Origin of the sequence: Klenkia terrae, assembly GCF_900491935.1 — a bacterium.
In the GTDB taxonomy this organism is placed as follows: Bacteria; Actinomycetota; Actinomycetes; order Mycobacteriales; family Geodermatophilaceae; genus Klenkia; species Klenkia terrae.
This window is the reverse complement of record NZ_UEXK01000004.1, coordinates 283,049-310,033: the sequence shown is the minus strand read 5'-3', so window position 1 is coordinate 310,033 and position 26,985 is coordinate 283,049. Positions and strand designations below refer to the sequence as shown.

General features: G+C 75.5%; 23 protein-coding genes and 1 pseudogene. 13 read left to right on the top strand and 11 right to left on the bottom strand.

The window, feature by feature from the left end:
• Positions 1–82 precede the first annotated feature (82 nt).
• From LFA75_RS01700 to LFA75_RS01680, 5 genes are all read left to right on the top strand, one after another.
• On the top strand, positions 83–1,813 hold the full coding sequence (locus LFA75_RS01700) for a D-alanyl-D-alanine carboxypeptidase family protein (RefSeq protein WP_225232045.1): 1,731 nt from the start codon (positions 83–85) through the stop codon (positions 1,811–1,813).
• Positions 1,814–1,926: 113 nt separating this feature from the next.
• Positions 1,927–2,250 carry a hypothetical protein gene (locus LFA75_RS01695; protein WP_318249953.1) on the top strand — a complete coding sequence of 108 codons (324 nt, stop codon included), beginning with the start codon at positions 1,927–1,929 and terminating at the stop codon, positions 2,248–2,250.
• A gap of 183 nt (positions 2,251–2,433) precedes the next feature.
• The gene (locus LFA75_RS01690; RefSeq protein WP_225232044.1) at positions 2,434–3,492 is read left to right on the top strand and encodes a C40 family peptidase; all 1,059 of its coding nucleotides are present in this window, start codon (positions 2,434–2,436) and stop codon (positions 3,490–3,492) included.
• Between the two features lie 44 nt (positions 3,493–3,536).
• Positions 3,537–4,772: a M48 family metallopeptidase gene (locus LFA75_RS01685; RefSeq protein ID WP_225232043.1), complete on the top strand. Its 1,236-nt coding sequence runs from the start codon at positions 3,537–3,539 to the stop codon at positions 4,770–4,772.
• On the top strand, positions 4,760–5,908 hold the full coding sequence (locus tag LFA75_RS01680) for a glycosyltransferase family 4 protein (RefSeq protein WP_318249952.1): 1,149 nt from the start codon (positions 4,760–4,762) through the stop codon (positions 5,906–5,908). Before LFA75_RS01685 ends, LFA75_RS01680 begins: the two co-directional genes overlap by 13 nt.
• Here LFA75_RS01680 and LFA75_RS01675 read toward each other — a convergent pair.
• Positions 5,905–7,707 carry an AMP-dependent synthetase/ligase gene (locus LFA75_RS01675; RefSeq protein WP_225232042.1) on the bottom strand — a complete coding sequence of 601 codons (1,803 nt, stop codon included), beginning with the start codon at positions 7,705–7,707 and terminating at the stop codon, positions 5,905–5,907. The genes LFA75_RS01680 and LFA75_RS01675 overlap by 4 nt on opposite strands.
• Before the next feature lie 152 nt (positions 7,708–7,859).
• Between LFA75_RS01675 and LFA75_RS01670 the strand changes: the two genes are divergently transcribed.
• The 3 genes from LFA75_RS01670 (at position 7,860) to LFA75_RS01660 (ending at position 11,009) form a co-directional block, all read left to right on the top strand.
• Positions 7,860–8,291 carry an SRPBCC family protein gene (locus LFA75_RS01670; protein ID WP_225232041.1) on the top strand — a complete coding sequence of 144 codons (432 nt, stop codon included), beginning with the start codon at positions 7,860–7,862 and terminating at the stop codon, positions 8,289–8,291.
• 7 nt (positions 8,292–8,298) lie between these two features.
• A complete protein-coding gene (locus tag LFA75_RS01665; protein WP_225232040.1) occupies positions 8,299–9,441 on the top strand; it encodes an ArsA family ATPase in 1,143 nt (380 codons plus the stop codon).
• 806 nt (positions 9,442–10,247) lie between these two features.
• A complete protein-coding gene (locus LFA75_RS01660) occupies positions 10,248–11,009 on the top strand; it encodes a lysophospholipid acyltransferase family protein (protein WP_225232039.1) in 762 nt (253 codons plus the stop codon).
• Positions 11,010–11,030: 21 nt separating this feature from the next.
• Here the strand turns inward: LFA75_RS01660 and LFA75_RS01655 are convergent, their stop codons facing one another.
• The 3 genes and pseudogenes from LFA75_RS01655 to LFA75_RS01645 all read right to left on the bottom strand — a co-directional run.
• Positions 11,031–11,585: a TetR/AcrR family transcriptional regulator gene (locus LFA75_RS01655; protein WP_225232038.1), complete on the bottom strand. Its 555-nt coding sequence runs from the start codon at positions 11,583–11,585 to the stop codon at positions 11,031–11,033.
• Positions 11,582–12,472 carry an alpha/beta fold hydrolase gene (locus tag LFA75_RS01650; protein ID WP_225232037.1) on the bottom strand — a complete coding sequence of 297 codons (891 nt, stop codon included), beginning with the start codon at positions 12,470–12,472 and terminating at the stop codon, positions 11,582–11,584. The genes LFA75_RS01655 and LFA75_RS01650 overlap by 4 nt, the downstream gene beginning before the upstream one ends.
• An 857-nt stretch (positions 12,473–13,329) precedes the next feature.
• Positions 13,330–13,977 (bottom strand): annotated as a pseudogene (locus LFA75_RS01645) (flavin-containing monooxygenase); the annotation flags it as partial.
• Positions 13,978–14,120: 143 nt separating this feature from the next.
• Here LFA75_RS01645 and LFA75_RS01640 point away from each other — a divergent pair.
• Both LFA75_RS01640 and LFA75_RS01635 read left to right on the top strand, forming a co-directional pair.
• Positions 14,121–15,026, top strand: coding sequence for a short-chain dehydrogenase/reductase (locus tag LFA75_RS01640; protein ID WP_225232036.1), 906 nt, complete (start codon positions 14,121–14,123; stop codon positions 15,024–15,026).
• 26 nt (positions 15,027–15,052) lie between these two features.
• Positions 15,053–15,535 carry a polyadenylate-specific 3'-exoribonuclease AS gene (locus tag LFA75_RS01635; RefSeq protein WP_225232035.1) on the top strand — a complete coding sequence of 161 codons (483 nt, stop codon included), beginning with the start codon at positions 15,053–15,055 and terminating at the stop codon, positions 15,533–15,535.
• Between the two features lie 14 nt (positions 15,536–15,549).
• Here LFA75_RS01635 and LFA75_RS01630 read toward each other — a convergent pair whose 3' ends face one another.
• Positions 15,550–16,449: an NmrA family NAD(P)-binding protein gene (locus LFA75_RS01630; RefSeq protein WP_225232034.1), complete on the bottom strand. Its 900-nt coding sequence runs from the start codon at positions 16,447–16,449 to the stop codon at positions 15,550–15,552.
• Positions 16,450–16,532: 83 nt separating this feature from the next.
• Between LFA75_RS01630 and LFA75_RS01625 the strand changes: the two genes are divergently transcribed.
• Positions 16,533–17,870: a class II 3-deoxy-7-phosphoheptulonate synthase gene (locus LFA75_RS01625; protein ID WP_225232033.1), complete on the top strand. Its 1,338-nt coding sequence runs from the start codon at positions 16,533–16,535 to the stop codon at positions 17,868–17,870.
• Positions 17,863–18,876 carry a threonine aldolase family protein gene (locus LFA75_RS01620; protein ID WP_225232032.1) on the top strand — a complete coding sequence of 338 codons (1,014 nt, stop codon included), beginning with the start codon at positions 17,863–17,865 and terminating at the stop codon, positions 18,874–18,876. Before LFA75_RS01625 ends, LFA75_RS01620 begins: the two co-directional genes overlap by 8 nt.
• Before the next feature lie 10 nt (positions 18,877–18,886).
• Here the strand turns inward: LFA75_RS01620 and LFA75_RS01615 are convergent, their stop codons facing one another.
• The 3 genes from LFA75_RS01615 to LFA75_RS01605 all read right to left on the bottom strand — a co-directional run bounded on the left by LFA75_RS01615 (position 18,887) and on the right by LFA75_RS01605 (position 22,985).
• Positions 18,887–19,738: a deoxyribonuclease IV gene (locus LFA75_RS01615; RefSeq protein WP_225232031.1), complete on the bottom strand. Its 852-nt coding sequence runs from the start codon at positions 19,736–19,738 to the stop codon at positions 18,887–18,889.
• 19 nt (positions 19,739–19,757) lie between these two features.
• On the bottom strand, positions 19,758–21,731 hold the full coding sequence (gene pknB, locus LFA75_RS01610; protein ID WP_225232030.1) for a Stk1 family PASTA domain-containing Ser/Thr kinase: 1,974 nt from the start codon (positions 21,729–21,731) through the stop codon (positions 19,758–19,760).
• 93 nt (positions 21,732–21,824) lie between these two features.
• Entirely contained in the window at positions 21,825–22,985 is a 1,161-nt protein-coding gene (locus LFA75_RS01605) for an alpha-hydroxy acid oxidase (RefSeq protein WP_225232029.1), read from the bottom strand.
• Positions 22,986–23,008: 23 nt separating this feature from the next.
• On the opposite strand from LFA75_RS01605, the gene LFA75_RS01600 reads away from it, so the two are divergent.
• Positions 23,009–23,332 carry an Rv2175c family DNA-binding protein gene (locus LFA75_RS01600; RefSeq protein WP_225232028.1) on the top strand — a complete coding sequence of 108 codons (324 nt, stop codon included), beginning with the start codon at positions 23,009–23,011 and terminating at the stop codon, positions 23,330–23,332.
• 22 nt (positions 23,333–23,354) lie between these two features.
• Here the strand turns inward: LFA75_RS01600 and LFA75_RS01595 are convergent, their stop codons facing one another.
• From LFA75_RS01595 to LFA75_RS01585, 3 genes are read right to left on the bottom strand one after another with little or no spacing between them, the layout of a single operon-like run.
• Positions 23,355–24,284 carry a phytoene/squalene synthase family protein gene (locus LFA75_RS01595; RefSeq protein ID WP_225232027.1) on the bottom strand — a complete coding sequence of 310 codons (930 nt, stop codon included), beginning with the start codon at positions 24,282–24,284 and terminating at the stop codon, positions 23,355–23,357.
• Positions 24,281–25,774, bottom strand: coding sequence for a phytoene desaturase family protein (gene crtI, locus LFA75_RS01590; protein ID WP_225232026.1), 1,494 nt, complete (start codon positions 25,772–25,774; stop codon positions 24,281–24,283). Before crtI ends, LFA75_RS01595 begins: the two co-directional genes overlap by 4 nt.
• Positions 25,771–26,904, bottom strand: coding sequence for a polyprenyl synthetase family protein (locus LFA75_RS01585; protein ID WP_225232025.1), 1,134 nt, complete (start codon positions 26,902–26,904; stop codon positions 25,771–25,773). Before LFA75_RS01585 ends, crtI begins: the two co-directional genes overlap by 4 nt.
• Between the last annotated feature and the right edge of the window lie 81 nt (positions 26,905–26,985).

Here is a 26,985-nt window from a genome sequence, read left to right as displayed (position 1 = left end):
CGTCACCGGCGGGGCACAATCCACCTCGCCGTGATCCGCGGCACGACGACGGCGTCGTGCGCGACCGGTCGGGGAGGTCCAGGTGTGGTCGCGGTCGGGGACGACGGCCCTCGGGGCCGTGCTGGCCGGTGCGCTGCTGGCGCTGGCCGTGCTGGCGGCCCCCGGGACGGCGGCGGCGGCACCCCGCGACCAGCCCGGCGGCACCACGGGCGTCCTGGACAGCGCCGAGCTCACCGCGCTGCAGGACCAGGCCGCCGACGTCCAGGGCGACCTCCAGGAGCGGCAGGCCACCGTCACCGCCGCCCAGGACCGCCTGGCCTCGGCGCAGCAGGTGGCCGACGCCGCCGCGGCCGAGGTCGCCGCCGCCGACACGGTGCTCACCCAGCAGCAGGTCGCGGTGTCCCGGTACGCCTCGGCGGTCTACCGGGACGGCGGCGCCCCCACGGCGCTGTCCCTCCTGCTGGCCGGCGGCGACCCCGGCGACGTGGTCTCCGCGCTCGGCTACCTCGACGTCATCGACACCGGCACCGACGCCGTCCTGCAGGCCGCCGAGGACCGGCGCCAGCAGGCGCTGGCGCAGCAGGCCTCGGCCGACGCCGCGCTGTCGGACAGCCGGACCGAGGCCGACGCGGTGGCCGCCCAGGTGGGCGAGCTGGAGGCGGCGGCCGCCTCGGTGACCAGCCGCCTGGACGAGGCCCTGGGCGTGGTCGACCGGCAGCTGGCCCAGCTGCAGGCCGAGCAGCTGCAGGTGAACGCCGACACCGCCGCCGCGTGGCAGGGCTACGTCGACCAGCTCGCCGCGGCCGGGGTGCTCCCGCCGCCGGCGGCCGCGCTGCGCGACCCGGTCGCCGGGCTGCCGGCCGGGCTGGTGCCGGTGGGCGGCTCGACCGGGGCCGCCCAGCCCGGCGCGGCCCAGCTGCCCCGCCAGCCCACCTCCCTGCTGGTGCTGCCGGCCGAGACCGTCGCCGCCGTCAGCGCGGCCATGACCGACCTCGGGCTGCCGTTCGCCCCCGGGACCGCCGGCCCGGAGTCCTTCGACTGCGGGTCGCTGGTGCAGACCGCCTACGCCGCGGCCGGGATCGCGGTGCCGGGCACCCAGGGCGAGCTGTTCGCCACCACCTCGCCGGTGGCGCCGGTGGACGTGCTGCCCGGCGACCTGGTGTTCCTGGGGTCGGCGGAGTCCGGGCTGTCGCACGTGGGCATCGCGCTGGACCCGCAGACCATGCTGGCCGCCGACGGCCGGGCCGGCGCCGTGGTGGTCCGCGGCCTGCCGGCCGACCAGGTGCTGGGCATCGGCCGGCCGAGCCTGGCCCTGCGCGCCCCGGTCGCCGTGCCGGGCCCCACCGGGGGAGCGCTGGCCGTGGAGTGCGGCAACACGGTCTACCCGGCCACCTACGACGGCAGCCGCTCGTGGGGCGGCTACCCCAACGGGCTGATCCCGCCGTCGGCCCTGTGCCCGCTGGGCGCCGCCGGGCACGCGCTGCGCTGCGACGCGGCCGCGGCCTACCGGGCGATGTCCGCGGCCTTCGCGGGTGCCTTCGGCCCGGCGCTGTGCATCACCGACTCCTACCGCAGCTACGCCAGCCAGGTGACCCTCTACGGGCAGAAGCCGGCGCTGGCCGCGGTCCCGGGCACCAGCAACCACGGCTGGGGGCTGGCCGTGGACCTGTGCGGCGGGGTCGAGTCCTACGGCACCGCCCAGTACGCCTGGATGGTGGCCAACGCCGGCCGCTTCGGCTTCATCCACCCCACCTGGGCCGACCCGGGCAACGGGCGCGAGGAGCCCTGGCACTGGGAGTACGCGGGCAGCTGACCCCGGTGCGCGGGGTCGGTCGGCCGGAATTGTCGGTGGTCGCTCCTAGCGTCCGCGGCGACGGACCGACCGGGTCCGCCGACGTGCCCCGTCCAGCTGCCAGGAGGCCCGACGTGCTCATCGACTGCGACACCTGCACCGTCCGCGGGGAGGGCTGCGGCGACTGCGTGGTCAGCGTGCTGCTCGGTGCCCCGCCGGGGTTCCGGGGGAGTGCCCCGACCGTGGTGCCGCTGGGCCGCCGGCCGCTGCGGCCGACCCAGCCCGCGCTCCCCGGCCTGGGGGCCGCGCTCGGCGACGCCCTCGTGTCCGGGCCGACCCGGCAGGGCCGGGTGCTGGAGTTCGACGACGTCGAGCGCCGCGCCCTGTTCGTCCTGGCGGAGATGGGGTTGGTCCCGCCGCTGCGGCACCAGGCCCCGCCGACCCGCGAGGTCGGCTGACCCGGCGACACGCCGCTGGCCGGCCCGACCCAGCGGATCATGCCAAAACCACACGGGTGGGATTAGCAGATCAGGCACGCATGAATCCGGTTGTGACTCTTCGTTTCGATCCGATCACGCCCGTAGCGTTCGTGGTGACCGGTCGAGCCCGCACCACCTGTCCCCAGGGTGGTCTCGGCCGGGGTGCAGGAGCACTCGCGCATCGTGGTCGTCCCCACCTGGTCCCACCCCTCCCCGGCCACGGCCGCCCGAGCCTGGTCCGCCCGCGGGCTGGTCCTGGTCGGTGCCGCCGGCCTGGTGCTGGCCCTGGCGCCCGGTGCGGCGGTGGCCGCACCCGCGCAGGCCGGCAGCCCCGCGGAGGCGACCCAGCTGGTGGCCGACGCGACCCACCAGCTCGAGGTGGTCACCGAGCAGGTCAACGACGCCCAGGTGCAGCTCGCCGAGCAGCAGGCCGCCGCGACCGCAGCGGCGGACTCCGTCACCGCTGCGCAGGCCCAGCTGCAGAGCCTGGGCGCGCAGATGGACGAGGTGGCCGTCAGCGCCTACACCGGCAACCCCTCCAGCTTCGCCGCGCTGCTGACCAGCAGCTCGCCCGAGGACTTCCTGGCCCAGGTCAGCACGCTGGACGTCATCGCCGGCCACACCGACGACCTGCTCACCCAGGTGTCGGCCGCCGCGCAGGTCGCCGCCGACGCCCAGGCCGCGGCCGACGCCGCCGGCGCCCAGGCGCAGCAGACCCTCGACCAGGTCACCGCCCAGCAGACCGAGCTGCAGCAGCAGATCGCCACCTACCAGGCCCAGTACGCCGCGCTGACCACCGCGCAGCAGGCCGAGGTCGTCCAGGCCACCAGCGGCCCCGAGGTCACCCCGCCGGCCGCCGTGGTCGCCGACAGCGATGCCGCGCAGGCCGTGGTCGACGCCGCGATGGCCCAGCGCGGGGACCCCTACGTGTGGGGTGCCGGCGGGCCCGGCAGCTTCGACTGCTCCGGCCTGACCGCCTACGCCTACGCCGCGGCCGGCATCTCCCTGCCGCACTCCAGCGCCGCCCAGGCCCGGATGGGGTCCGCGGTCTCCCGCGCCGACCTGCAGGCCGGCGACCTCGTCTACTTCTACTCGCCGGTCAGCCACATCGGCATCTACCTCGGCAACGGGATGATGGTGCACGCGCCCACGTCCGGTGACGTGGTCAAGGTGTCCAGCGTCGACATGTCCGGCTACGCGGGGGCCCGCCGCCTGCTCTGAGCCGCCGGCGGCCGCGGCCAAGGTCCGGCTCGTACGGTGTACCGGTGACCCCCCGTCGGCTCGCGCTGCTGACGGCGCTCGCGCTCGGTCTGGCCCTCGTCGTGGTGCTGTGGCTGCGGATCCCGTGGGCGGCGACCCCGCAGGTCAGCGACCCGACCGGCGGTCTGACCACCGACCAGCTGGACCGGGCGGACTCCTTCGCCGCGGCCCTGCGCCCGGCGTCGGTCGCCAACCTGCTGCTGGGCCTGGTGGTCAGCGGGGTGCTGGGGCTCACCCGCACCGGCGCCCGCTGGGTGACCGCGGTGGCCCGGCCGCTCGGTGGGGGGTGGTTCTGGCAGGTGGTGCTGGGCACCGTCGTCCTCACCGCGGCGGGCCGGGTGGTGACGCTGCCCCTGGCCGCCTACGGCGAGGTGGTGCGGCACCGCTTCGGGCTGTCCACCCGCAGCTGGCCGCTGTGGGCCCGCGACGTGGCCGTGGACACCGGCATCACCGCGGGGCTGACCGCCCTCGGGCTGGTGCTGCTGGTCGCGGTGGCCCGGCGGGCCCCGCGGACCTGGTGGGCGTGGGTCGGCGTCGGGGCGGCCGGGCTGGTGGTGGCCGGGTCGTTCCTCTACCCGGTGGTCATCGAGCCGGCGTTCAACGACTTCACCTCCCTGCCGGCCGGCCCGCTGCGCACCGACCTGCTCGACCTCGCGGCCGCCAACGGGACCCCGGTGCAGGACGTCCTGGTGGCCGACGCCAGCCGGCGGACCACCGCGCTGAACGCCTACGTCTCCGGGTTCGGGTCGACCCGCCGGATCGTCGTCTACGACACGTTGCTCGACCAGCTGCCCGACGACCAGATCGAGTCGATCGCCGCGCACGAGCTCGGCCACGTGGCCACCGACGACGTCCTGACCGGCACCCTCGTCGGCGCGCTGGGCGCCGGGGCCGGGGTGGCGCTGCTGGGCTGGCTGCTGGGCTCGGCACCGCTGCTGCGGCGGGCCGGCGCGGAGGGCCCCGGTGACCCGCGGGTCGTCCCGCTGGTCCTGTTGCTGGTCGCGGTGGGCACGCTGCTGTCCACGCCGGTGCAGAACGGGGTGTCCCGTCAGCTCGAGGCCCGGGCCGACCAGCACTCCCTGGACCTCGCCGAGGACCCCGACGCGTTCGCCGCGGTCATGCGCCGGCTGGCGGTGGCCAACCTGAACCAGCCCGACCCGCCGGCGGCCTGGCAGTGGTTCTTCGGGTCGCACCCCACCACCGCCCAGCGGGTGGCCGCCGCCCAGGAGTGGTCGCGCTGACCCGGACCCTGGTCGTCACCAACGACTTCCCGCCGCGGCAGGGCGGCATCCAGACCTTCGTCGCGGCCCTGCTCGACCGGCTCCCGCCCGAGGACCTGGTGGTGCTCGCCTCGACCTCCCCGGGGGCGGCCGAGCACGACGCCGGCCTGCCCTACCGGGTGGTGCGGCTGCCCACGGCGATGCTGCTGCCCACCCCGCGCACCGCGCGGGTGGCCGCCGGCCTCGTGCGCGAGCACCGGGCCGGGACGGTCGTGTTCGGCGCAGCCGCACCGCTGGGCCTGCTGGCCCCCGGCCTGCACCGGGCGGGCGTGCGGCGCAGCCTCGGGATCACCCACGGCCACGAGACCGGGTGGGTGGCGCTGCCGGTGGGCCGCCAGCTGCTGCAGCGCATCGCCGGCGGGGTCGACGTGCTGACCTACATCTCCGAGTTCACCCGGGGCCGGCTGGCACCGGCGCTGGGCGACCGCACCGCACTGCGCCAGCTGTCCCCGGGCGTGGACGTCTCCCGTTTCCACCCCGGTGCCGACGGCGCCGCGGTGCGCGACCGGTACGGCCTGGGCGATGCCCCGGTGGTCGTCTGCGTCTCCCGGCTGGTCCGGCGGAAGGGTCAGGACGTCCTGGTCGAGGGCTGGCCCCGGGTGCTGGCCCGGCACCCCGCTGCGCGCCTGCTGCTGGTGGGCGGGGGACCCGACGAGGCCCGGCTGCGCAGCCGGGTCACCGAGCTGGGGCTGTCGGCGTCGGTGCAGCTGACCGGTCCGGTGCCGCCGGCCTCGCTGCCCGAGCACTACGCCGCCGGCGACGTCTTCGCCATGCCCTGCCGCACCCGCCGCGCCGGGCTGGACGTGGAGGGCCTGGGGATGGTCTACCTGGAGGCGGCCGCGTGCGGGCGCCCGGTGGTCGCCGGCACCTCGGGCGGGGCCCCGGAGGCGGTGCAGGACGGCGTCACCGGCCACGTGGTGGACCCGCGGTCACCCACCGCCGTGGCCGCCGCGGTCACCGGCCTGCTCGACGACCCGGCCCGGGCGGCCGCCATGGGGGCGGCCGGCCGGGCGTGGGTCGAGCAGCGCTGGTCCTGGGACACCATCGGCGCCTCGTTCGCCGCGCTGCTCGACCCCGACGGGGCTGGGTCCGCCTAGGCGCTGGCCTTCGCGTACAGCGCCTCGACCTCGTCGGCGTACTCCTTCATCACCACGTTGCGCTTGAGCTTCAGGCTCGGGGTCAGCGTGCCGTTGGCCTCGGTGAAGTCGATGCCGAGCACCCGGAACTTGCGGATGGACTCCGCGTGCGACACGGCCTTGTTCGCCCGGGTGACCGCGGCGTCGAGCTCGGCCAGCACGTCCGGGTCGTCGCGCAGCTGCTCGGCCGTCAGCGAGGCGTCCTTGCCGTGCGCCTTCAGCCAGCCCGGCAGGGCCTCCTCGTCGAGGGTGATCAGCGCCGCGATGAAGGGCTTCTGGTCGCCGACCACGATGCACTGGCTGACCAGCGCGTGCGAGCGCACCGAGTCCTCCAGCACCGCGGGGGCCACGTTCTTGCCGCCGGCGGTCACCAGGATCTCCTTCTTGCGCCCGGTGATCTTCAGGAAGCCCTGGCTGTCGAGCTCGCCGATGTCGCCGGTGTGGAACCAGCCCTCGGCGTCGATGGCCTCGGCCGTGGCCTTCTCGTTCTTCCAGTACCCGCGCATGACGACCCCGCCGCGCAGCAGCACCTCGCCGTCCTCGGCGATGGCCGCGTCGGTGCCCGGCAGCGGCCGCCCGACGGTGCCCATCTTGAACGCGGCGTCGTGGTTGACCGCGGCCGCGGCGGTGGTCTCGGTGAGGCCGTAGCCCTCGTAGACGGTGACGCCGACACCGCGGAAGAAGTGGCCCAGGCGGTCGCCCAGCGGTGCGCCACCGGAGATGGCACCCACGCAGCGGCCGCCCAGCGCGGCCCGGATCTTGCCGTAGACCAGGACGTCGAACAGCTTGTGCAGGGCCTTGAGCTGCAGCGAGGCACCGCCGGTGTCCTGCGCGCGGGACCAGTCGATGGCCGTCTGGGCGGCCTTGTCGAAGATCTTGCCCTTGCCGCCCTCGTCGGCGGTGGCCTTGGCCTGGTTGAAGACCTTCTCGAAGACCCGGGGGACGGCGAGCACGAACGTGGGCCGGAAGCGGCCGAGGTCGCCCACCAGGTCCTTCACGTCCGGGGTGTGGCCGATGACGGTGCGGGTGCGGACGGCGCCGACCTGCAGCACCCGGGCCAGCACGTGGGCCAGGGGGATGAACAGCAGCAACGACCCGTCCATGTTCATGAACCGGCCGAGCAGGGTCATCCCGTTGCCGATCTCGAACAGGAAGTTCGCGTGCGTCAGCTCGCAGCCCTTGGGCCGGCCGGTGGTGCCGCTGGTGTAGATCAGGGTCGCCAGGCTGTCCGGGGACAGGCTGGCGCGGCGGGCCTCGAGCTCGCTGTCGGGGACCTCGTCGCCGGCCGCGGACAGGGTGCCGACCGCGTCGTCGTCGATCACCCACATCGGGCCCAGGTCGGGCGCCTGGTCGCGCACGGAGTCGACGGCCGAGGCGTGCGAGGAGCTCTCGACCACCAGCGCCCGGGCCCCGGAGTCGCTCAGGATCCAGCCGATCTGGTCGGCCGAGGACGTCTCGTAGATCGGGACGACGACGGCGCCGGCGGTCCAGATCGCGAAGTCCAGCACCGTCCACTCGTAGCGGGTCTTGGCCAGCAGGCCGACCCGGTCACCGGCCTGCACCCCACCGGCCACCAGGCCCTTGGCCACGGCGCGCACCTGCTCGGCGAACTCCGCGTAGGTCACGTCGACCCAGGCGCCGTCGACCTGCCGGCGGAGGCCGACCTGCGACCCCGCCTCGGCGGCGTTGAGCGCCACCATGTCGGGCAGTGCCTCGTCGGGTCCCACCGAGTAGGTGGGGGGAACGCTCAGCTCGCGCACGCCGGTCCTCTCCTCCCCGCGCGGAGGGGCCAGCCTCGTCGCCGGCCTGCGGACGCGGGATCGTGGTCCACCAATCTAGCGGGCCCCACTACTGGTGAGTAGGTGACCTGCACCGGGGGACGGCCGCGGGGCCCGGCGACTACCCTGCGCGCATGGCCGACCAGTCCACCCAGTCCATCGTGATCGACGCGCCGGCGTCCGCCGTGATGGCCGTGATCGCCGACTTCCCGGCGTACCCGGAGTGGGTCTCGGCCGCCAAGACGGTGGAGGTCCTGCGCACCGGCCCCGACGGGCGGGCGGAGCAGGTCCACTTCGTGCTCGACGCCGGTGCGGTCAAGGACGACTACGTGCTGGCCTACACCTGGGAGGGCGACCGGCGGGTCAGCTGGACCCTGGTGCAGGGCCAGATGCAGAAGCGCCAGGACGGCAGCTACACCCTGGTCGAGAGCGGCGGCGGCACCGAGGTGACCTACGCGATCAGCATCGACCTGTCGATCCCGATGCTGGGCATGATCAAGCGCAAGGCGGAGAAGGTCATCCTGGACACCGCGCTCAAGGAGCTCAAGAAGAGCGTCGAGGCCTGACCGGCCGGTGCGCACCCTCCTCGTCACCGGCCCCGGTGGGGCCGGCTCCTCCACCGTCGCCGCGGCCACCGCGCTGGCCGCCGCGCGGGCCGGGCACCGGACCCGGCTGCTGACCGCCGGCGCGCCCGCCGTGGCCGGGCTGGCCGACGAGGTCGCCGTGCAGGTGGTGGCCCCCGGCCCGGCCGTCGAGGCGGCGTGGGCGGGCCACGCCGACCAGCTCGCCGCGCTGGTCCCGGCGCTGGGTCTGCCGCCGGCCTCGTCGGTGGTGCCGCTCCCCGGTGCCGGGGAGGTCGCGCTGCTCGTGGAGCTCGGCCGGGTGGCCGCGGCCGGCGGCACCGACGTGCTGGTCGTGGACGCCGGACCGGTGGACCGGGCGACCGCCCTGCTCGGGCTGCCGGCCGCGCTGCGCTGGTGGTCCGCGCAGCTCGCCCCGCCGCGGCTGCGGGTGCTGGCCGCCGTCCGGTCCGCGGCCGGTCGGGGCCGCCCGGGCGTGCTCGAGGCCGCCCTCGCGGCGCTGACGGCCACCGAGGCGCTGGTGGACCGGGTGCCCGACGTCGAGGTGCACCTCGTGCTGCCGCCGGACCCGCGCGCGCTGCCGGCGCTGCGCGGCTCCGCCGCCGGGGTCGGCCTGCTGGGCCGGCCGCTGGCCGCGGCCACCCTCGCCCGGGTGCTGCCCGGGGGCGCGGGGGAGTGGGCGGCCGCGCGGGCCGCAGCCCAGGACCAGGTGCGCGCCGAGCTGCACGGCACCGGCTTCCCCGTCGGGGAGCTCGCCGAGGCACCCCGCCCGCCCGCCGACGTCGACGCCCTGACCGCGCTGGGCGTCGGTCTGCCGGACCTGCCCGCGGCACCGGCCGGGCCCTCCTCGCGGCGCGAGGGCACCGGCTGGGTGCTGGACGTCCCGCTGCCCGGCGCCGGTCGCGGGGAGGTCGAGCTGACCCGGTGGGGCGACGAGCTGGTGGTCGGCGTGGCCGGCGTGCGCCGGTCGCTGCCGCTGGACTCGTTGCTGCGCCGGTGCGCGGTCACCTCGGCCTCGGTGCGCGACCCCGGGACGCCGGCCGCCGCCCTCGCCGTGCGCTTCGTCACCGACCCCGCGCAGTGGCCGGCCGACCTGCTGGCCGCCGAGGACGTCCGGGCCGGGGCGTCGCGGTGACCGACCCGACGTCCGCCCTGGGCGACCAGCTGCGCGGGCTGGCCGAGGGCCTGAACGGGTTCCTGGGCACGGTCACCGCCGAGCTGGGCGAGGACCACTCCGCCGAGTGCCGGACCTGCCCGCTGTGCACCGCCCTGGCCGTGCTCCGCGGCCAGCGGCCGGACCTGTCCGACGCCCTGGCCGACCTGCTGTCCACCGCGGCGACGGCCCTGCGCGGGCTCGCCCGCCCGGCACCCGGTGACGACCCCCNGGGAGCAGACGCGTCGGCCGGCGGCTCGACGGGCAGGTCGGTGGGCCCGGTGGCGGCCTCCTCGGCCTCCCAGGCGGCGACGATGCGGGCGAACTCGGCGTCGGTGGCGGCGTCGTCCTCGGCCCGGTCGGTCCGCCGGCGGCGGGGGGTCGGCGCGGCCGGCAGGTGCTCGTCGGCGTGCGTGTCGACCAGCGTCCGGGCGTCGGCCCGGCGGGCGCGGTCGACGAAGAGCCGGTCGGTGGGCGGCGACGGCAGGAACTGGGTCCGGGTGTAGGGGCCGACGTCGGTGGAGGGCGCCAGGTAGGCGGCGATGCCCTCCTCGCGCAGCACGTCCAGCAGGTGCTCGCCGACCCGGGGGTCGACGTCGCGGAGGGGATGCCACAGCGCGGCCTGCAGGCCGTTGTCCCGACGCCCGCGCCGAGCGTTCATCCTGGCCTCCCGTGCACGGTGTGGAGCCTCGTCGGCCCCCGGCCGGTTGTCCAGGGGGAGGGTCGTCCGGCCCCCCGATTGTGACCTGGCACCCTCGCTCCCTAGTCTGGGCGTCGCTGAGGGAGGCGTGTTGTTCTACTGGTTCCTCAAGAACGTCGCGATCGGGCCGATCGTCCGTCTGGTGTTCCGTCCGCAGGTGACCGGTGCGTCGAACGTGCCGCGCCGTGGCGCGGCGGTGCTGGCGAGCAACCACCTGGCCGCCTCGGACTGGATCTTCATGCCGCTGATGCTCAAGCGCCGGGTGACCTTCCTGGCGAAGGCCGAGTACTTCACCGCGCCGGGCATCAAGGGCGCGCTGCAGCGGGTGTTCTTCGCCGGCAGCGGCCAGGTGCCGATCGACCGGACCAGCGCCGACGCCGCCGAGGCCGCGCTGTCCACCGGCATCCGCATCCTGCGCGAGGGCAACGTGCTGGGCATCTACCCCGAAGGCACCCGCTCGCCCGACGGCCGGCTGTTCCGGGGCAAGACCGGTGTGGCCCGGATGACGCTGGAGACCGGCTGCCCGGTGGTGCCGGTGGCGATGGTCCCCGGCCGCAGCTTCCGCTTCCTGGGCAAGAAGCTCACCCGGGTGGACGTCGTGGTGGGGGAGCCGCTGGACTTCTCCCGCTACGAGGGCATGAGCGGCGACCGGTTCGTCGAGCGCTCGATCACCGACGAGATCATGTACGAGATCATGCTGCTGTCGGGCCAGGAGTACGTCGACCTGTACGGGGCCAAGGTCAAGAAGTCGATGGACTCCACCGGATCCAGCGCCGTCGAGGTCGTCGGCAAGCTGCAGCCGCCGCCGCACGAGGCCGCCGACCGCCTGCCGAGCAGCCTCGCCGGCTAGGTCGCCCGCGCACGGTGCCGGTCAGCGACCGGTGATGCGGTCCAGCACGTCGGCGGCCAGGGCGAGGACGTCGTCGCGGCTCATGGTCGGCTCGGCGGTCCAGCCGATGACCAGGTCCTCGGTGAAGGCGAACCAGGAGCGCACCAGCTGGCGGTGCCGCGGGTCGTCGGGGAGCCCGACGACGGCCAGCGTCCCGTCGACCAGGCGCTCGCGGGCCTGCGTGTAGACAGTGGCCGCCGCCGGGTCGCCGCCGACCGCGCCGCGGACGAACGCCACGTAGCTGTCCCGGTAGGTCTCCACCCACTCCACGAACCGGTCGAGCATGCCGGCCTGCGCCCCGGTGCCGGCGTCGCCGAGCACGTGGTCGCACAGCAGATCGGCCGCCGCCCGCGTGACGGCGTCGATGTAGTCGGCCTTGGTGGCGAAGTAGTGGAAGAGCAGGCTGCGGCTGATCCCCGCCCGCCGGGCCACCTCGTCGATGGTCAGCTCGGGCACGGGCGTGGTGGGCAGCAGCTCCAGGCCGATCTCGACCAGCTGCGCCCGCCGGTCCGCGGCCGACCGCCGGGCCGCGGTCACGGCGTCGGCAGCAGCCGGCGGATCGCGGCGGTCACCAGGTCCGGCCGCTCCTGGGGGAGCATGTGGCCGCAGCCGGGCACGATCTGCAGGTGCGCGGTCGGGATGGCCTCGGCGAGCCGACCGGAGTGCTTCACCGGGGTGAGCTTGTCCGCCTCGCCCACCAGGATCTCCACCGGGACGGTGCCCAGCTCGGCCAGCGCCTGTGCCTTGTCGTGCGCACCGAGGGCGGGGTAGAAGGCGGCGAAGGACCGCACGGACGACGCGGCCATGATGTCCGCGCCGCGGGCCACCATCGCGTCGGTCGCGTCGCTCCCGTAGAGGATGCCGCGCACGACGCGCCGGTGCCGGGGGTTCGACGGCGGGACCAGCCGGCGCCAGCCCTCCACGCGCCGGGAGTGCGCGACGGCCCACGCGCCGACGGCCGGGAGCAGGCGCTCCTGCAGCCGCTCGACGGCGGTGCGCGGCGGGTGGGACAGCTCGCCGGCCGACGTGTCGACCAGCGCGACCCCGCGGACCCGGTCGCCGATGACCTCCGGGTGCGCCGCGGCCAGCGCCATGATCGTCATGCCGCCCATCGAGTGCCCACCCAGCACGACCGGGCCGCGGGGCACCAGGGTCGTCAGGACGACGGCCAGGTCCTCGCCCAGCAGGTCGATGGAGACCGGGTCGGTCTCCCCCCAGGTGGACCGGCCGTGGCCGCGCTGGTCGTAGCGGACCAGCCGGACGTCGCCCGCGGCCACGTCGGGGGCCAGCAGCGCGGCGACGTCGTCCCAGGAGGCCTGCGCCAGGGTCCAGCCGTGCGCCAGGACGACGGTGACCGGGGCGTCCTCGGGCCCGTCGACGGTCGCGTGCAGCTGTGCACCGTCCGGGGTGGGGACGGCGTGCACCGCGTGCCGCACGGTCGTGGCGGGGGGGCCGGGCACGCGGCCCCCCCCGCGGGCTCGCGCGCCGGCGTCCCGACGGAGTTCTCGCGGTCGCGGGGGCGGGTGAGCCGGCGGGACAGGGAGGGGAAGTCCGGCCAGAGCGTGGTGTTGTGGCCGTGCCGGTCCAGGTACCAGGAGCCGCAGCCCCCGCCCAGCCAGACGGTGCCCTGCGAGCGCTCGGCGATGAGTTCCCGGTAGGCCTCCTGCGCGGCCGGGGTGGTCTCCAGGGTGGCCAGGCCCTCGGTGGCCATCGCCTGCAGCGCTCGGCCGACGTAGGCCACCTGGGACTCGATCATGTAGACCATCGAGGTGTGCCCGACCCCGACGTTGGGGCCGACCAGCAGGAACAGGTTCGGGAACCCGGCGACGGCCGAGCCGCGGTTGGTGACCATGCCGTCGGCCCAGACCTCGGCGAGGGTGCGGCCGTCGCGGCCGGTGATCCGGTGCGCGATCGGCAGGTCGGTGACGTGGAAGCCGGTGGCCAGCACCAGGGTGTCGGTGGGCCGCTCGACGCCGTCCCGGGTGACCACCGAGTGGGGCCGGATCTCGGCGATCCCCGCGGTGACCACCTCGGCGTTGGGGGCGGAGATGGCCGGGTACCAGTCGTTGCTGATCAGGATCCGCTTGCAGCCGATCGTGTAGTCCGGGGTGACCTGCGCCCGCAGCTGCGGGTCGCGGACCTGCCGCTCCAGGTGCGTGCGGGCCAGCTTCTGCACCGGCGCCGGGAACCGCCGGTCCTTGGCCATCCCGAACACCAGGAACTCCCGCCCGGCGTACAGCGCGCCGCGCACGGCCTTCTGCACGGCCGGGAAGCGCCGGTAGACCGCCCGCTCGGCCGCGGTGGTGGGCCGGTCGCCGCGCGGGATGACCCACGGCGGGGTGCGCTGGTAGACCGCCACGGAGCCGGCGACCGGCTGGATCGCCGGCACGACCTGGATGGCCGAGGCGCCGGTGCCGACCACGGCCACCCGGTCACCGGTGAGGTCGTGCTCGTGGTCCCAGCGGGCGGAGTGCATGACCGTGCCCGCGAAGCTGTCGATGCCCGGGATGTCGGGGTAGGACGGATCGGCCAGCGCGCCGGCGGCCGAGACCAGCACCGCGGCGCGGAAGTCCCCGGCGGTGGTCGACACCTCCCAGCGGCGGGCGGCGTCGTCCCAGGTGGCGGAGGTGACCTCGGCGCCGAAGACGTGCCGGTCGCGCACGTCGTAGCGGTCGGCGACGTCGCGCAGGTAGGCGAAGATCTCCGGCTGCTCGGAGTAGGTGCGCGGCCAGTCGGGGTTCGGCGCGAAGGAGAACGAGTAGAGGTTGCTCTGCACGTCGCAGGCGGCGCCCGGGTACGTGTTGTCCCGCCAGGTGCCGCCGACGTCGTCCCCCCGCTCGAGGACGACGAAGTCCTCTATGCCCTGCCGGCGCAGCTGGATGGCCATGCCCAGGCCGGCGAAGCCGGACCCGACGACGGCGACGTGCACCTCACGTGCGGTGGGGCGGACGGACTCCTCGAGCGTGCTGGTCACCGATCGCTCCTCTGCTGACGGCTTGCTGAGCAACGCTCAACACGGTACACAGACGTTGAGCAGTGCTCAACAGCGAACTCGACGACGAGGAGCCGACGATGGCCCGCAGGAACCGCACCCCCCGCTCGCTGGCCGGCCAGGCCGTGCTGATCACCGGCGCCGCCCGCGGCATCGGCGCCGAGCTGGCCCGCAAGGCCGCGGCGAAGGGCGCCCGGGTGGCCCTGGTGGGGCTCGAGCCCGAGCTGCTGGCCCAGGTCGCCACCGAGCTCGGCCCCGAGCACCTGTGGGTGGAGGCCGACGTCACCGACGCCGACGCGATGGCCGCCGCCGTCGCCCGCGCGGTCGACGTGTTCGGCGGGCTGGACGTCGTGGTCGCCAACGCCGGCATCGCGCCGATGAACACCGTGGCCACCGCCTCGGCCCGGGCGCTGGCCCGCACCATCGAGGTCAACCTGACCGGCGCCATGTTCACCGCGCACGCTGCGCTGCCCGAGATCTCCAAGCGCGGGGGGCACGTGCTGCTGATCTCCTCGGCGGCCGCCTTCTCCGTGCTGCCGGGGCTGAGCGCCTACTGCGCGGCGAAGGCCGGGCTGGAGCGCTTCGGCGACGTGCTGCGGCTGGAGGTGGCCCACCGCGGGGTGACCGTGGCCAGCGCGCACCCGGTGTGGATCGACACCGACATGGTCCGCGACACCAAGGCCGCGCTGCCCACCTTCAAGGCCACCCTCGACCGGCTCCCCGGGCCGCTGGGCTCCTACACCTCGGTGTCGGACTGCGCCGACGCGCTGCTGCGCAACCTGGAGGACCGGGGCCGGCGGGTCTTCGTGCCCCGCTCGGTGGGCTTCTTCTCGGCCTGGCGGCAGGCCGTCGTCGGCGCGGTGGGGGAGAAACTGGTGCTCGCTCAGGCCAAGACCGCCGTCCCGCAGCTCGAGCGCGAGATCGCCGCGCTGGGCGGCGAGGAGTTCGGCGCCAACTCCGTCGAGCGCGGTCGCAGCCGCAGCTGATCCCGGCGCCCGCCTAGGGTTGCCGGGTGCGGCGCTACTTCTACGACACCGAGTTCATCGAGGACGGCACCACGATCGACCTGGTGTCCATCGGGGTGGTCGACGAGACCGGTCGCGAGTTCTACGCCGTCTCCACCGAGTTCGACCCGACCCGCGCCATCCCGTGGGTGCGCAAGAACGTGCTGGAGAAGCTGCCGTCCCCGGCCGACAGGGCCTGGCGCACCCGGGCGCAGATCCGCGACTCCCTGCTGGACTTCCTCACCGGCCCCGGTGAGGAGGTCCAGCTGTGGGCCTGGATCGCCGCCTACGACCACGTCGTGCTGTGCCAGCTGTGGGGCGCGATGCCGGCGCTGCCGCGCAAGGTGCCGCGGTTCACCCACGAGCTCAAGCAGCTCTGGGAGGACGCCGGGTCACCGCCGCTGCCGCCCAAGTCGCCGGACGCCCACGACGCGCTCGTGGACGCCCGGCACGGGCTCGCGGTCTGGCAAGCGGTGCAGGCCCGCCGTTAGCCCCATCCCGGAGGTCAGGGGCGCAGGGCCGCCCAGTCCTCGGGGTGCCGCTGCAGGTGCTCGCGGACCGACGTGGCCGGGTGGCCGGTGTACGCCCGCACCACATCGCTGACCACGGCCATCTCGCCGGCGGCGATCGCGGTGTAGCTGGTCACCCAGCCCTCGACCTCCCAGTCCGGGGCGCCGCTGGGCCGGCGGGTGGCCCAGGCCTGCTCCACCGTCTGCGCCTCGTAGCGCACCGGGCGGCCGGTCACGTCGGTGAGCACGGCGGCCGCCTCGGCCAGCGTCAGCGCCTCCGGGCCGGTCACGTCCAGCACCCGGCCGTCGGTGCTGGGGTGGTCGCGCAGCAGGACGGTGGCGGCCACCTCCGCGGCGTCGTCGCGGGAGACGAAGGACGCCGCCCCGTCCCCGGCCGGTGCCGCGATCACCGCACCGCCGTCGTCGGTGGGGGTGGCGAAGAACGGCACGAAGTCGGCGTACATCGAGTTGCGCAGCACCGTCGTCCGCAGACCGGTGTCCCCGAGCGCGGCCTCGGTGGCCGCGTGCGTGGCGGTGAGGGTGAAGGTCGCGCCCACCTCGGAGCCGAGGAACGAGGTGTAGACGATCCGGTCCACCCCGGCGGCCACCGCGGCCCGGACGGCGGCCAGGTGCTGCTCGGTGCGGTCCTCGGCCTCGGCCGCGCTGACCAGGAACAGCGTGTTCGTCCCGGCCAGGGCGGTGGTCAGCCCGGCCTCGTCGGCGTAGCCGCCGGGGTGTGCGACGACCTCGGCGCCGGGCAGCTGCGGGGCGCGGGCGGCGTCGCGCACCACCAGGCGCAGGGCGGCGCCGTGGTCGGCGGCGCCGGCGGCCAGCAGCCGGGCGACCCGGCCCCCGAGCGCTCCGGTCGCACCGGTGACGGTGATCAGGCGGGTCATGGGTTCCTCTCCATCGGGCCGGGCGTGCGTCGGTGCACAGGGCTCCGGACCGGGGTGTCCCCGGCCCGCCGTACCCTTCCACCGTGAGTCTGACCGAACCTGCCGAGCTGGTCCCGGGCCTGGACAGGTGGCGCGACCTCCCTGCCGCCCAGCAGCCGGAGTGGCCCGACCGGGCCGCCCTGGACGCCGTCCTGGCGACGCTGTCCACCGTGCCGCCGATCGTGGCGCCCAGCGAGGTGGACGCGCTGCGCGCCCAGCTCGCCGACGTGGCGCAGGGCAAGGCCTTCCTGCTGCAGGGCGGGGACTGCGCGGAGACCTTCGACCTCAACACCGAGCCGCACCTGCAGGCCACCACCCGCACGCTGCTGCAGATGGCCGTCGTCCTCACCTACGGCGCCAGCGTCCCGGTGGTCAAGGTGGGCCGGGTCGCCGGCCAGTACGCCAAGCCACGCAGCTCCAACATCGACGCGCTGGGCCTGCCCTCCTACCGCGGCGACATGGTCAACTCCTTCGACCCCGACCCGGTGCAGCGCATCCCGGACCCCAACCGGCTGGTCCGCGCCTACGCCAACTCGGCCGCCGCGATGAACATGATCCGGGCCTACGCCCGCGGCGGGCTGGCCGACCTGCACGCCGTGCACCACTGGAACCAGGACTTCGTGGCCTCCTCCCCGGCCGGGGTGCGGTACGAGGTCATCGCCCAGGAGATCGACCGGGCGCTGGGCTTCATGCGGGCCTGCGGGGTCGACGACTCCGCGCTGCGCAGCGTGGAGCTGTTCAACAGCCACGAGGCGCTGATCCTGGACTACGAGCGCGCCCTGATGCGGATGCACGAGGGCCGCCCCTACGCGCTGAGCGCGCACTTCGTGTGGGTCGGCGAGCGGACCCGCCAGATGGACGGCGCGCACATCGAGTTCGCCGCCAACCTGGCCAACCCGGTGGGGGTCAAGATCGGCCCGACCACGACGCCCGAGCAAGCCGTCGAGCTGGTCGAGCGGCTGGACCCCGACGGCCTGCCCGGCAAGCTGACGCTGATCAGCCGGATGGGCAACGGCAAGATCCGCGACGTCCTGCCGGGGATCGTGGAGAAGGTCACCGCCAGCGGCCACCAGGTCGTGTGGCAGTGCGACCCGATGCACGGCAACACCCACGAGTCGCCGTCGGGCTACAAGACCCGGCACTTCGACCGGGTGGTCGACGAGGTGCTCGGCTTCTTCGACGTGCACCGCTCGCTGGGCACCTGGCCCGGCGGCATCCACGTGGAGCTGACCGGCGAGGACGTCACCGAGTGCCTGGGCGGCGCCATGGAGATCAGCGACGAGGACCTCAGCAGCCGGTACGAGACCGCCTGCGACCCCCGCCTGAACACCGGGCAGAGCCTGGAGCTGGCCTTCCTCGTGGCGGAGATGCTCCGTGGCTGAGGACAGCGGCATGGTCGACCTGCGGTCGGACACCGTCACGAAGCCGACGGCCGGGATGCGGGCAGCGATGGCCGACGCCGAGGTCGGCGACGACGTCTACTCCGAGGACCCGCTGGTCAACTCGCTGGAGGAGCGGGTCGCCGACCTGTTCGGCCACGAGGCCGCGGTCTTCGTGCCCTCGGGGACGATGGGCAACCAGATCGGCATGCGGCTGGTCTGCCAGCCCGGCCAGGAGGTGCTCGGGGACGCCGAGGCGCATGTGGTCACCTACGAGATGGGTGCCGCGGCGGCGATCTTCGGCCTGTCCACCCGCACGGTGGTCTCCACCGGCGGCGTGCTGGACGCCGACCAGCTCATCGAGCAGGTCCGGCCCTTCGGCAACTGGCACCTGACGCCGACCGCGGCGATCGCGGTGGAGAACACGCACAACCGGGCCGGCGGGCTGGTCCAGCCGCTGGCGCAGCTGGAGAAGCTGTACGCCTGGTCCCGGGACGCCGGTGTCGCGGTGCACCTGGACGGCGCCCGCATCTGGAACGCCGCGGTCGCCTCCGGCGTGCCGCTGTCGACCTACGGCCGGCTGGCCGACACCGCCTCGGTCTGCCTGTCCAAGGGCCTGGGCGCGCCGATCGGCTCGGTGCTGGTGGCCTCGGCCGACCGGATCGCCGAGGCCCGGCTGTGGCGCAAGCGGCTGGGCGGCGGGATGCGCCAGGTCGGCGTGCTGGCCGCGGCCGGTCACTACGCCCTGGACCACCACGTCGACCGGCTCGCCGAGGACCACGCGCGGGCCCGGTCCCTGGCGCAGCGGCTCGGCGTGGACCCGGCGACGGTGCACACCAACATGGTCGTGCTCGACGGCGTCGCGGCCCCGATGCTGGCCGAGGCCGCCAAGGGCCAGGGCGTGCTGATCAGCCAGGTGTCGGCGACCAAGGTCCGGCTGCTGACCCACCTCGACGTCGACGACGCCGGCATCGACCGCGCCGTGGAGGTCCTCGCCCCGCTGCTCTGACCCCGCAGGGTCAGACGGCGACGCGGTCGCGCAGCTCGCGGAGCAGCGCGATGTCGCGGGCGTGCCCGTCCCACGGGCCGGTCTCGCCGGCCATCGGCGTCTCCACCACGACGGGGACGCCGGCGACCGTCGGGTGGGCCAGCAGCTCGGCGAAGGCGGCCACCCCGATCTGCCCGGCGCCGATGGTGGCGTGCCGGTCGCGCAGCGAGCCGCAGCCGTCGAGTGAGTCGTTGGCGTGCACCAGCCCGAGCCGGCCCGGCCCGACGGCGGCCTCCAGCGCGTCCAGGGTGGCCGCCGTCCCGCCCGGGGTGGCCAGGTCGTGGCCGGCGGCCCAGGCGTGGCAGGTGTCCAGGCACACGCCCAGCCGCGGGTGGTGCTCCAGGGCGGCGAAGTAGGGGCCCAGGTCCTGCACGGTGGCCGCCAGCGCCCGGCCGCCGCCCGCGGTGGGCTCGACCAGCAGCCAGGGACCGTCGTCGGGCAGGCCGTCGAGCACCGGCAGCAGCCGGTCGTGCAGCTGGGCCAGCGCGGCCTCGTAGCGGTCCTCGCCCACCGAGGACCCGGCGTGCACGACGACGCCGGCGCAGCCGAGCGCGACGCCGCGGGCCAGGTCGGCGGCGACCGTGGCCACCGAGGCCTCGACGGTGGCCGCGGACGGCGAACCGACGTTGACCAGGAACGGGGTGTGGATGAACGAGGGGATCCCGCGCTCGGCGCAGCCGGCGGTGAACGCGGCGTCCTGCTGCGGGTCACCGGCCGAGCGCCGCCAGCCGCGCGGGTTGCCCACGAAGACCTGGACCGCCTGCGCACCGACCGCGTCGGCGTAGGCCAGGCCGCCGGTGGCCAACCCGCCCTTGACCGACACGTGCGCCCCGACGGGGGGATCACCCGAAGGTCACCAGGATGGTCACCGAGGTGCCGGGGTCGACGACCTCGCCGGCCGCGGGGGTCTGCCGCAGCACGGTGTCGCCGAAGAACTGGGTGACCGAGGCCTCGAGCCCCACCGCCTCCAGCGCGGCGACGGCGGCGTCCTTGGACTGGCCGACCACGTTGGGCACGCTGACCTGCACCGGGCCGACCGACACGGTCAGGGTGATCGTGGCGCCGAAGGTCTCGGTGCCGTCCGGGGACACCGCGGCCACCTGGCCGGCGGACACGGCGTCGCTGCGGCCCTCGGTGCGCTCGACCTCGAAGCCCAGCGCGGCCAGGGTGGCCTCGGCGTCGTCGGGGTCGCTGCCGACCAGGTCGGGGACGGCGGCGGTGGCCGGTCCCTCGGAGACCTGCAGGGTGACGGTGTCGCCGCGGCGCAGCTCGGTGCCCGGGGCGGGGTCCAGGGCCATCACCGCGCCGGCGGCGACGTCGTCGCTGCGGCCGGTGGTCCGGGTGACCTGCAGGTCGGCGCCCAGCCCCTCGATCGTGGCCTGGACGTCGTCGGCGGGCTGGCCGAGCAGGCCGCCGTCCACGGTGAACCGCTCGGGGCCCTTGGAGACGCTGAGCTGCACGTCGCTGCCGATGATGATCCGCGCGCCGTCGGCGGGGTCGGCGGAGATGACGGTGCCGGCGGCGACGTCCTCGCTGAACACCTCGGTGACCACCGGGTCCAGCCCGGCCTCCTGCAGGAAGCCGATGGCCTGCTGCTGGCCCTGGCCGGACACGGCGGGTACGTCGGTCCACCGCCCGGAGCCCAGCCACCAGCCGACCGCGCCGACGGTGACGGCCAGCAGCAGCACGATGGTGACGCCGAAGCGGATCCGCCGGCGCCGGATGTGGTCGGACACCCCCACCCGCGGCAGCGGGCGCGGGGTGGTCGGGTGCGGGGGACGACGGCCGCCGACGGCGCCGGTGGGCGGCATCGGGACCATCGCGGTCCGCCCGGAGGCGCGGGCGGCGGAGATGACCTCGGTGCGCGGGTCGTCGCCGGCGCGGGCCGCGGTCGCCCGGTTGACCGGGCGGATCGTGGTGGTGGTCGTGCTGGCCCGGCCGGTCGGCACCGGGGTGCGGCCCAGGCCGAGGTCGCGGCGGAGGTCTTCGATCTCGGCGAGGAAGGCGCCGGCGTCCAGCGGTCGGGCACCGGGGTCGCGCCGGGTGGTGCGCCCGACGAGCTCGTCGACCTGCCAGGGCACCGACGGCGTCTCCAGCGACGGGGCGGGCACGTCGTGGTGCACGTGCTGGTAGGCCACCGCCAACGGGGTGTCCCCGGCGTAGGGCGGGTGGCCGGTGAGCAGCTCGTAGAGCACGACCCCGGCGGCGTAGACGTCGGAGCGGGCGTCGGAGCGGCCGCGCTCGAGCTGCTCGGGGGACAGGTAGGCCACCGTGCCGATGAGCACGCCGCCGGTGTGGCTGGTGTGCCCGGTGCCGGCCACGGCTCGCGCCAGCCCGAAGTCGGCCACCTTGACCTGGCCGGACGTGGAGATCAGCACGTTCTCGGGCTTGATGTCGCGGTGCACGATCCCGGCCCGGTGCGCGGCGGTCAGCCCGGACAGCACCGGCTCCAGGACGGCGAAGGCCTCGCCCACGGTCAGCCGGCCGCGGGCCTGCAGCAGGTCGCGCAGCGTGCGGCCGCGGACCAGCTCCATGACCAGGTAGACCAGGCCCTGGTCGCTGCCCTGGTCGCTGACGCCGACCACGTTGGGGTGGCTGAGCATGGCCGCGGCGCGGGCCTCGCGGATGAAGCGGTCGACGAAGGCCGGGTCGTGCGCGAGGTGCTCGACCATCACCTTGACCGCCACCTCGCGGTGCAGCCGGAGGTCGGTGGCGGAGTAGACGGTGGACATGCCGCCGCGCGCGATGCGCTCCTCGAGGCGGTAGCGCCCCTCCAGGACCAGCCCCAGCACGGGGTCGGTCACGGTCGTGTCCACGGGTGCGAGCATACGAGCGAGGGCCAGCACCCAGGCCCAGCGACGCGGGGGCCTGCGTCACCCGTCGCGGACCCCGTCACGTCGGCGCGCACCTCAGCGGGGGAGCCAGCCGGCCCGGACGACGAGGTCCTGGGTGGCGTCGGCCGGCCCGGCGACCCCGCACAGCGTCATGGCGTGCGCCAGCTCCGCCGACAGGCCGGCCAGCACGCCGGCGACCCCGTCGGCGCCCCCGGTGGCCAGGCCCCAGACGACCGGCCGGCCCAGGAAGACCGCGCGGGCGCCCAGGGCCCGGGCGCCCAGCGCGAGGGCGACGAGGGCGTCGGAGCCGGCCCGGACCCCGCCGTCCACGTAGACCTCGACGTCGGACCCGTCGGGGGCGGTCTCCCCGCGCACGGCGTCGACGACCTCGGGCAGCGCGTGGGCGCTGGGCACCACCAGGTCGACCTGCCGGCCGCCGTGGGTGGACACCCAGACGGCCGAGGCGCCGGCCCGGACGCAGGCCACCGCGTCGTCCCCGCGCAGCACGCCCTTGACGACCACCGGCAGCCCGCTGAGCTCGGCGTACCGCCCGACGTCGTCGAAGGTCCAGCTGGGGTGGGCGTTCGCCGACAGCGGCGGCCGGTCGTCGGGCGCGGGGTGGTTGGCCATCCGCAGGCCGGCCGGGAGGGCGAAGTCCCGGCGCAGGTCACGGCGCCGGCGGCCCAGCACCGGCAGGTCGACGGTGAGCACCAGGGCGCGGTAGCCGGCGTCGCCGGCCCGGCGGGCGAGGTCGGCGGTGTGCTCGGGGGAGTGCTGCCGGTACAGCTGGAACCAGGCCGGGGACGCCGGCGCTGCCGCGGCCACCTCCTCGACGGTGTGGTTCGCGCTGGTGGACACCGTCATCAGGGCGCCGACCTCGGCCGCGCCCCGCCGGGTGGCCAGCTCGCCGTCGGGGTGGGCCATGCCCTGGTAGGCCCACGGGGCGACGCCGAGCGGGGTGGCCACCGGGCTGCCCAGCAGCGTGGTGGCCAGGTCGGCCGTCGTGCCGCGCAGCACCCGGGGCCGCAGCCGCCAGGACCGCCAGGCCTGCGGCGCCTCGGTCAGCGAGGTCTCGCTCTCGGCCCCGCCGGCGTAGTAGTCGTAGACCGAGGCCTCCAGCGTCTCCCGTGCCCGGGCCTCGAGCCGGTCGAGGTCCAGGTAGGGCGGTTCGCGGTCCGGGTCGTCGGGCTGGGGGTCCTCGTCGGGTCCGCGGAGGCGCTGGGTCAGGCTGGTCACGGGACCGACCTAAGCTCATGGGCGTGGAGTTCTACACCCCCCAAGAGGTCGCCAAGCTCATCGGCGTGTCGCCGAACCGGGTCCGGCAGCTGGTGAACGACGGCAGGCTCCTCGCGCTGCCGGGCAGCGGGCGCAGCAAGATCCCGGTCGACGTCATCCAGGACGGCGAGGTGCTGCGGCACCTGCCGGGCCTGCTGACCCTGCTGGGCGACAGCGGGTTCTCCGAGCAGGAGGCGTGGGACTGGCTGTTCCGGGAGGACGAGTCGCTGCCGGGCACCCCGGTGCAGGCGCTGCGCGACGACCGGCACACCGAGGTCACCCGCCGGGCCCAGGCACTGGCCTTCTGACCCGGCGCCCGGCCGGGTCGGGCTAGCCGCCCGAGCGGGCGAGGCCGACCCGTGCCCGGGCCACCTGGGCGGCGGTCAACCGGCGGGCGAACACGGCCAGACGCCGCGGCCTGGACACCCGGACCCGGCCGTCGAGCACCCGGTACCCGGCACGCTCGATCTCCCGCAGGATGCCGCCGTACAGGTCGGTGGCCGCGCGCACGCAGTCCCGCGACTCCGGGGCCAGCATCGCCGTCCCGGGGGCGGCGTCGTCGTAGCGCCGGCGGACGACGTCGACCATGTCCCGCATCAGGGCGGTGAAGCCGGGGGTGTGCTCGCGGGCGGCCAGCTGCTCCCGGGTGACGCCGTGCGCGGCCATCATGTCCTCAGGCAGGTAGACCCGGCCGCGGTCGACGTCCTCGGCGACGTCGCGCAGGAAGTTGGTCAGCTGGAACGCCTCGCCCAGCGCGATCGCGTGCGGGGCGGCCTCCTCGCGGCTGACCCCGCGCGCGGTGCCCAGCACGGGCAGGACCTGCAGGCCGATCACCGACGCCGAGCCCCACATGTACCGGTCGAGGGCGGCCAGGTCGGCGTACCCGGTGACGTCGAGGTCGCTGGTCATCGCGGCCAGGAAGTCCACGAAGTGCTCGAGCGGGATGTCGTAGCGGCGCACGGTGTGCACCAGGGCCAGCCGGACCGGGTCGTCGGACCAGCCAGCCTCGACCTCCTCCAGCGCGGCCTTGGACCAGGCCAGCAGCTCGCCGTCGGGGTCGCGGCCGGGCAGGTCGGCACCGACGTCCACGATGTCGTCGGCGACCCGGGCGGCGGCGTAGAGCGCGTGGATCGCCGGCCGCCGGTCGGGGGTGAGCAGTCGGGTGGCCAGGAAGTAGGACTTGCCGTGCTCGGCGGCGATGCCCCGGCAGACCCGGTAGGCCTCGTCCAGCTGCGCCTGCTTCGTCTGCAGCGAGGTCACGCGGGGACCTTCCCGGTGATCCGCTCGGCGGCCAGCCGACCGCTGACCAGCACCATCGGCACGCCGACGCCGGGCTGCACGGACGAGCCGGCCAGCACCACGTTCTCCAGCCCGCCGCGGGGGTAGGTCGAGGGCCGGAACGGGCCGGTCTGGGCGAAGGTGTGCGCGAGGGCGAACGGGGTGCCCGCGGCCATGCCCTGGTCGGCCCAGTCCTGCGGGGTGAGCATCTCCTCGACCTCGATGGAGCCGGTCAGCCCGGTCCAGCCGCGGGCCTCCATGGTCTGCAGCACCTCGTCGCGGTACCGCGGACCCAGCGCCGCCCAGTCGATGTCGGGGTTGCCGCCGGAGTGCCGGTCCTGGTTCGGGGTGGGCGCCACGATGCTGATGACCTGGCCGCCCTCGGGGGCCAGCGTCCGGTCGGTCTTGCTGGGCATCGAGATCAGCAGGCTGGGGTCGCTCATGGGCCGGCCGGTCTGCGTCAGCTCGGTGAAGACCTCCCGCCAGGACGCGCCGAAGCTGATCGTGTGGTGCGCGCGGTCGGCGAACTCCTGCCGGACGCCGACGTGGATGGCCACGCAGCTGGGGGAGTAGACCGGCTTCACCTTCCGGGCCCGGCGGGGCACCAGGGTGTCGGGGCGGTCCACGGTCACCACGACGGCGTCGGCGGGCAGCAGCTCGCCGTCCTCGAGCCGGACGCCGACGGCGCGACCGCCGCGGATGTCCAGCGAGGCGACCGTGGTGTCGTACCGGAACACGACGCCGGCCGCGGCCGCGGCGGCGGCCAGGGCGGCCGGGACGGCGTGGATGCCGCCGACCGGGTGCCAGACGCCCTTGCCGATGTCGAGCTCGGCGATGACCGCGTAGGCGGCGATCGCGGTGAACGGGGACACCCCGGCGTAGAGGGCCTGGAAGCTGAACAGCCGGCGGAGCCGCTCGTCGGTGAGCCGCTTGTCCACGTGCGGGGCCAGCCGGCCGAAGCCGCCCTTGCGGGCCAGCTCGACCATCGGCCGGCCGACCAGGTCCAGCGGGGAGTCCAGGTTGCGGTCGATGAAGACGTCCCACTGCAGCCGGTCCAGGTCCCGGATGTGCTGCAGGTAGGCGCGGACCTCCGCGCCGGAGCCCGGTCCGCAGACCCGCTCGGCCTCGGCGGCGAACGCCTCGGGGTCGGCGTGCACGTCGAGGGTGGACCCGTCGGCGTACTGCGCGCGGTAGGTGGTCTCCAGGGGGAGCAGCTCGAGCCGGTCCTCCAGCGTCTCGCCGACGCAGGCCAGCGCGTCCCGGATCAGGCCGGGGGCGGTCAGCACCGACGGGCCGGTGTCCAGCGCGTAGCCGGCGTGCTCGACCCGGCCGGCGCGCCCGCCGGGCTGCGGGCCGCGCTCGACGACGGTGACCTCGCGGCCGGCACCGCGCAGCCGGAGGGCCGCGGACAGGCCGGCGAGACCGGCACCGACCACGACGACGCGGTCGGTGCGTCCGGGGACGGTCCTCACGTGGTGCGGCTCGTGGCCGCGACGGCCAGGGCGTCCAGGGCGGCCCGGGCCTCGTCGAGCACCGGGGCCTCGGCGATCGCCTCGCGGGCGGCGGTGGTCTGGGTGGTGATGCGGTCCTCCACCTGCTGCAGCGCGCCGGTGCTGCGCATCAGGTCGCGGATCGAGTCCAGCTCGGGCGCCCCGGCGGCCGGGTCGCCGAGCACGCTGCGCAGCAGGGCCCGGCCGGCGTCGTCGGTGCCGGTGGCGGTGAGCGCCACCAACAGGGTCTGCTTGCCCTCGCGCAGGTCCTCGTCGGCGGACTTGCCGGTGACGGCGGGGTCGCCGAACACACCGAGGACGTCGTCGCGGAGCTGGAAGGCCTCGCCCAGCGGCAGCGCGACGGCGGTGTAGGCGTCGGTGACCTCGGGGCCGGCGTCGGCGATCGCCGCGCCCAGGTGCAGCGGGCGCTGGACGGTGTAGCCGGCGCTCTTGTAGCGGGCCACCTTGAGCGCCCCCTCGGGGCCGGGCAGGCCGCCGGCGGCGCGCAGCAGGTCCAGGTACTGGCCGGCGGTGACCTCGGTGCGCATGCTGTCCCAGACCGGGCGGGCCCGGGCCAGCGCCTCGGCGGAGATGCCCGAGCGGCGCAGCAGCTCGTCGGACCAGACCAGGGCCAGGTCGCCGACCAGGATCGCGGCGCCGGTGCCGAACAGCTCGGGGCTGCCCTCCAGCCCGGCGGCGGTGTGCCGGTCGGCGAAGCCGATGTGGGTGGCCGGCCGGCCGCGGCGGGTGGTCGCGGCGTCCATGACGTCGTCGTGCACCAGGGCGCTGCCGTGCACGAACTCCAGCGCGGCCACCGCCCGCAGCACCGCGGCGTCGTCCTCGGTGTGCGCCGTGGCCACCCCGCGCCAGCCCCAGTAGGCGAACGCCGGCCGCAGCCGCTTGCCGCCCTCGGCGACCGCGGCGACCTCCTCGATGACCGGGACCAGCTGGGCGTCCATCGCCGCGAGCACGGCCCGCTTCTCCAGCAGGAACGCGTCCAGGGCCTCGCTGACGGCCGCGCGGACCCGCGCGAGGTCCGCCGCAGCGGCCGCCGCGTGCTGGTCAGCGCCGTTTGCGCTGGTCGATCCGTTCGCCCGGGTGCCTGCAGTCACCGTACGAGTATGACCGGTCCGGGCGGTCGGCACTCATCGTGATCCACTCGCCGTCCGCTCCGGGGTGCGGCGTGCGCCCCC

What these genes read in the sequence shown, in the direction of transcription:
- LFA75_RS01630 (WP_225232034.1), bottom strand. Translation starts at nt 16,449, where the DNA reads ATGACCCGCCTGATCACCGTCACCGGTGCGACCGGAGCGCTCGGGGGC.
- LFA75_RS01670 (WP_225232041.1), top strand. Translation starts at nt 7,860, where the DNA reads ATGGCCGACCAGTCCACCCAGTCCATCGTGATCGACGCGCCGGCGTCC.
- LFA75_RS01640 (WP_225232036.1), top strand. Translation starts at nt 14,121, where the DNA reads ATGGCCCGCAGGAACCGCACCCCCCGCTCGCTGGCCGGCCAGGCCGTG.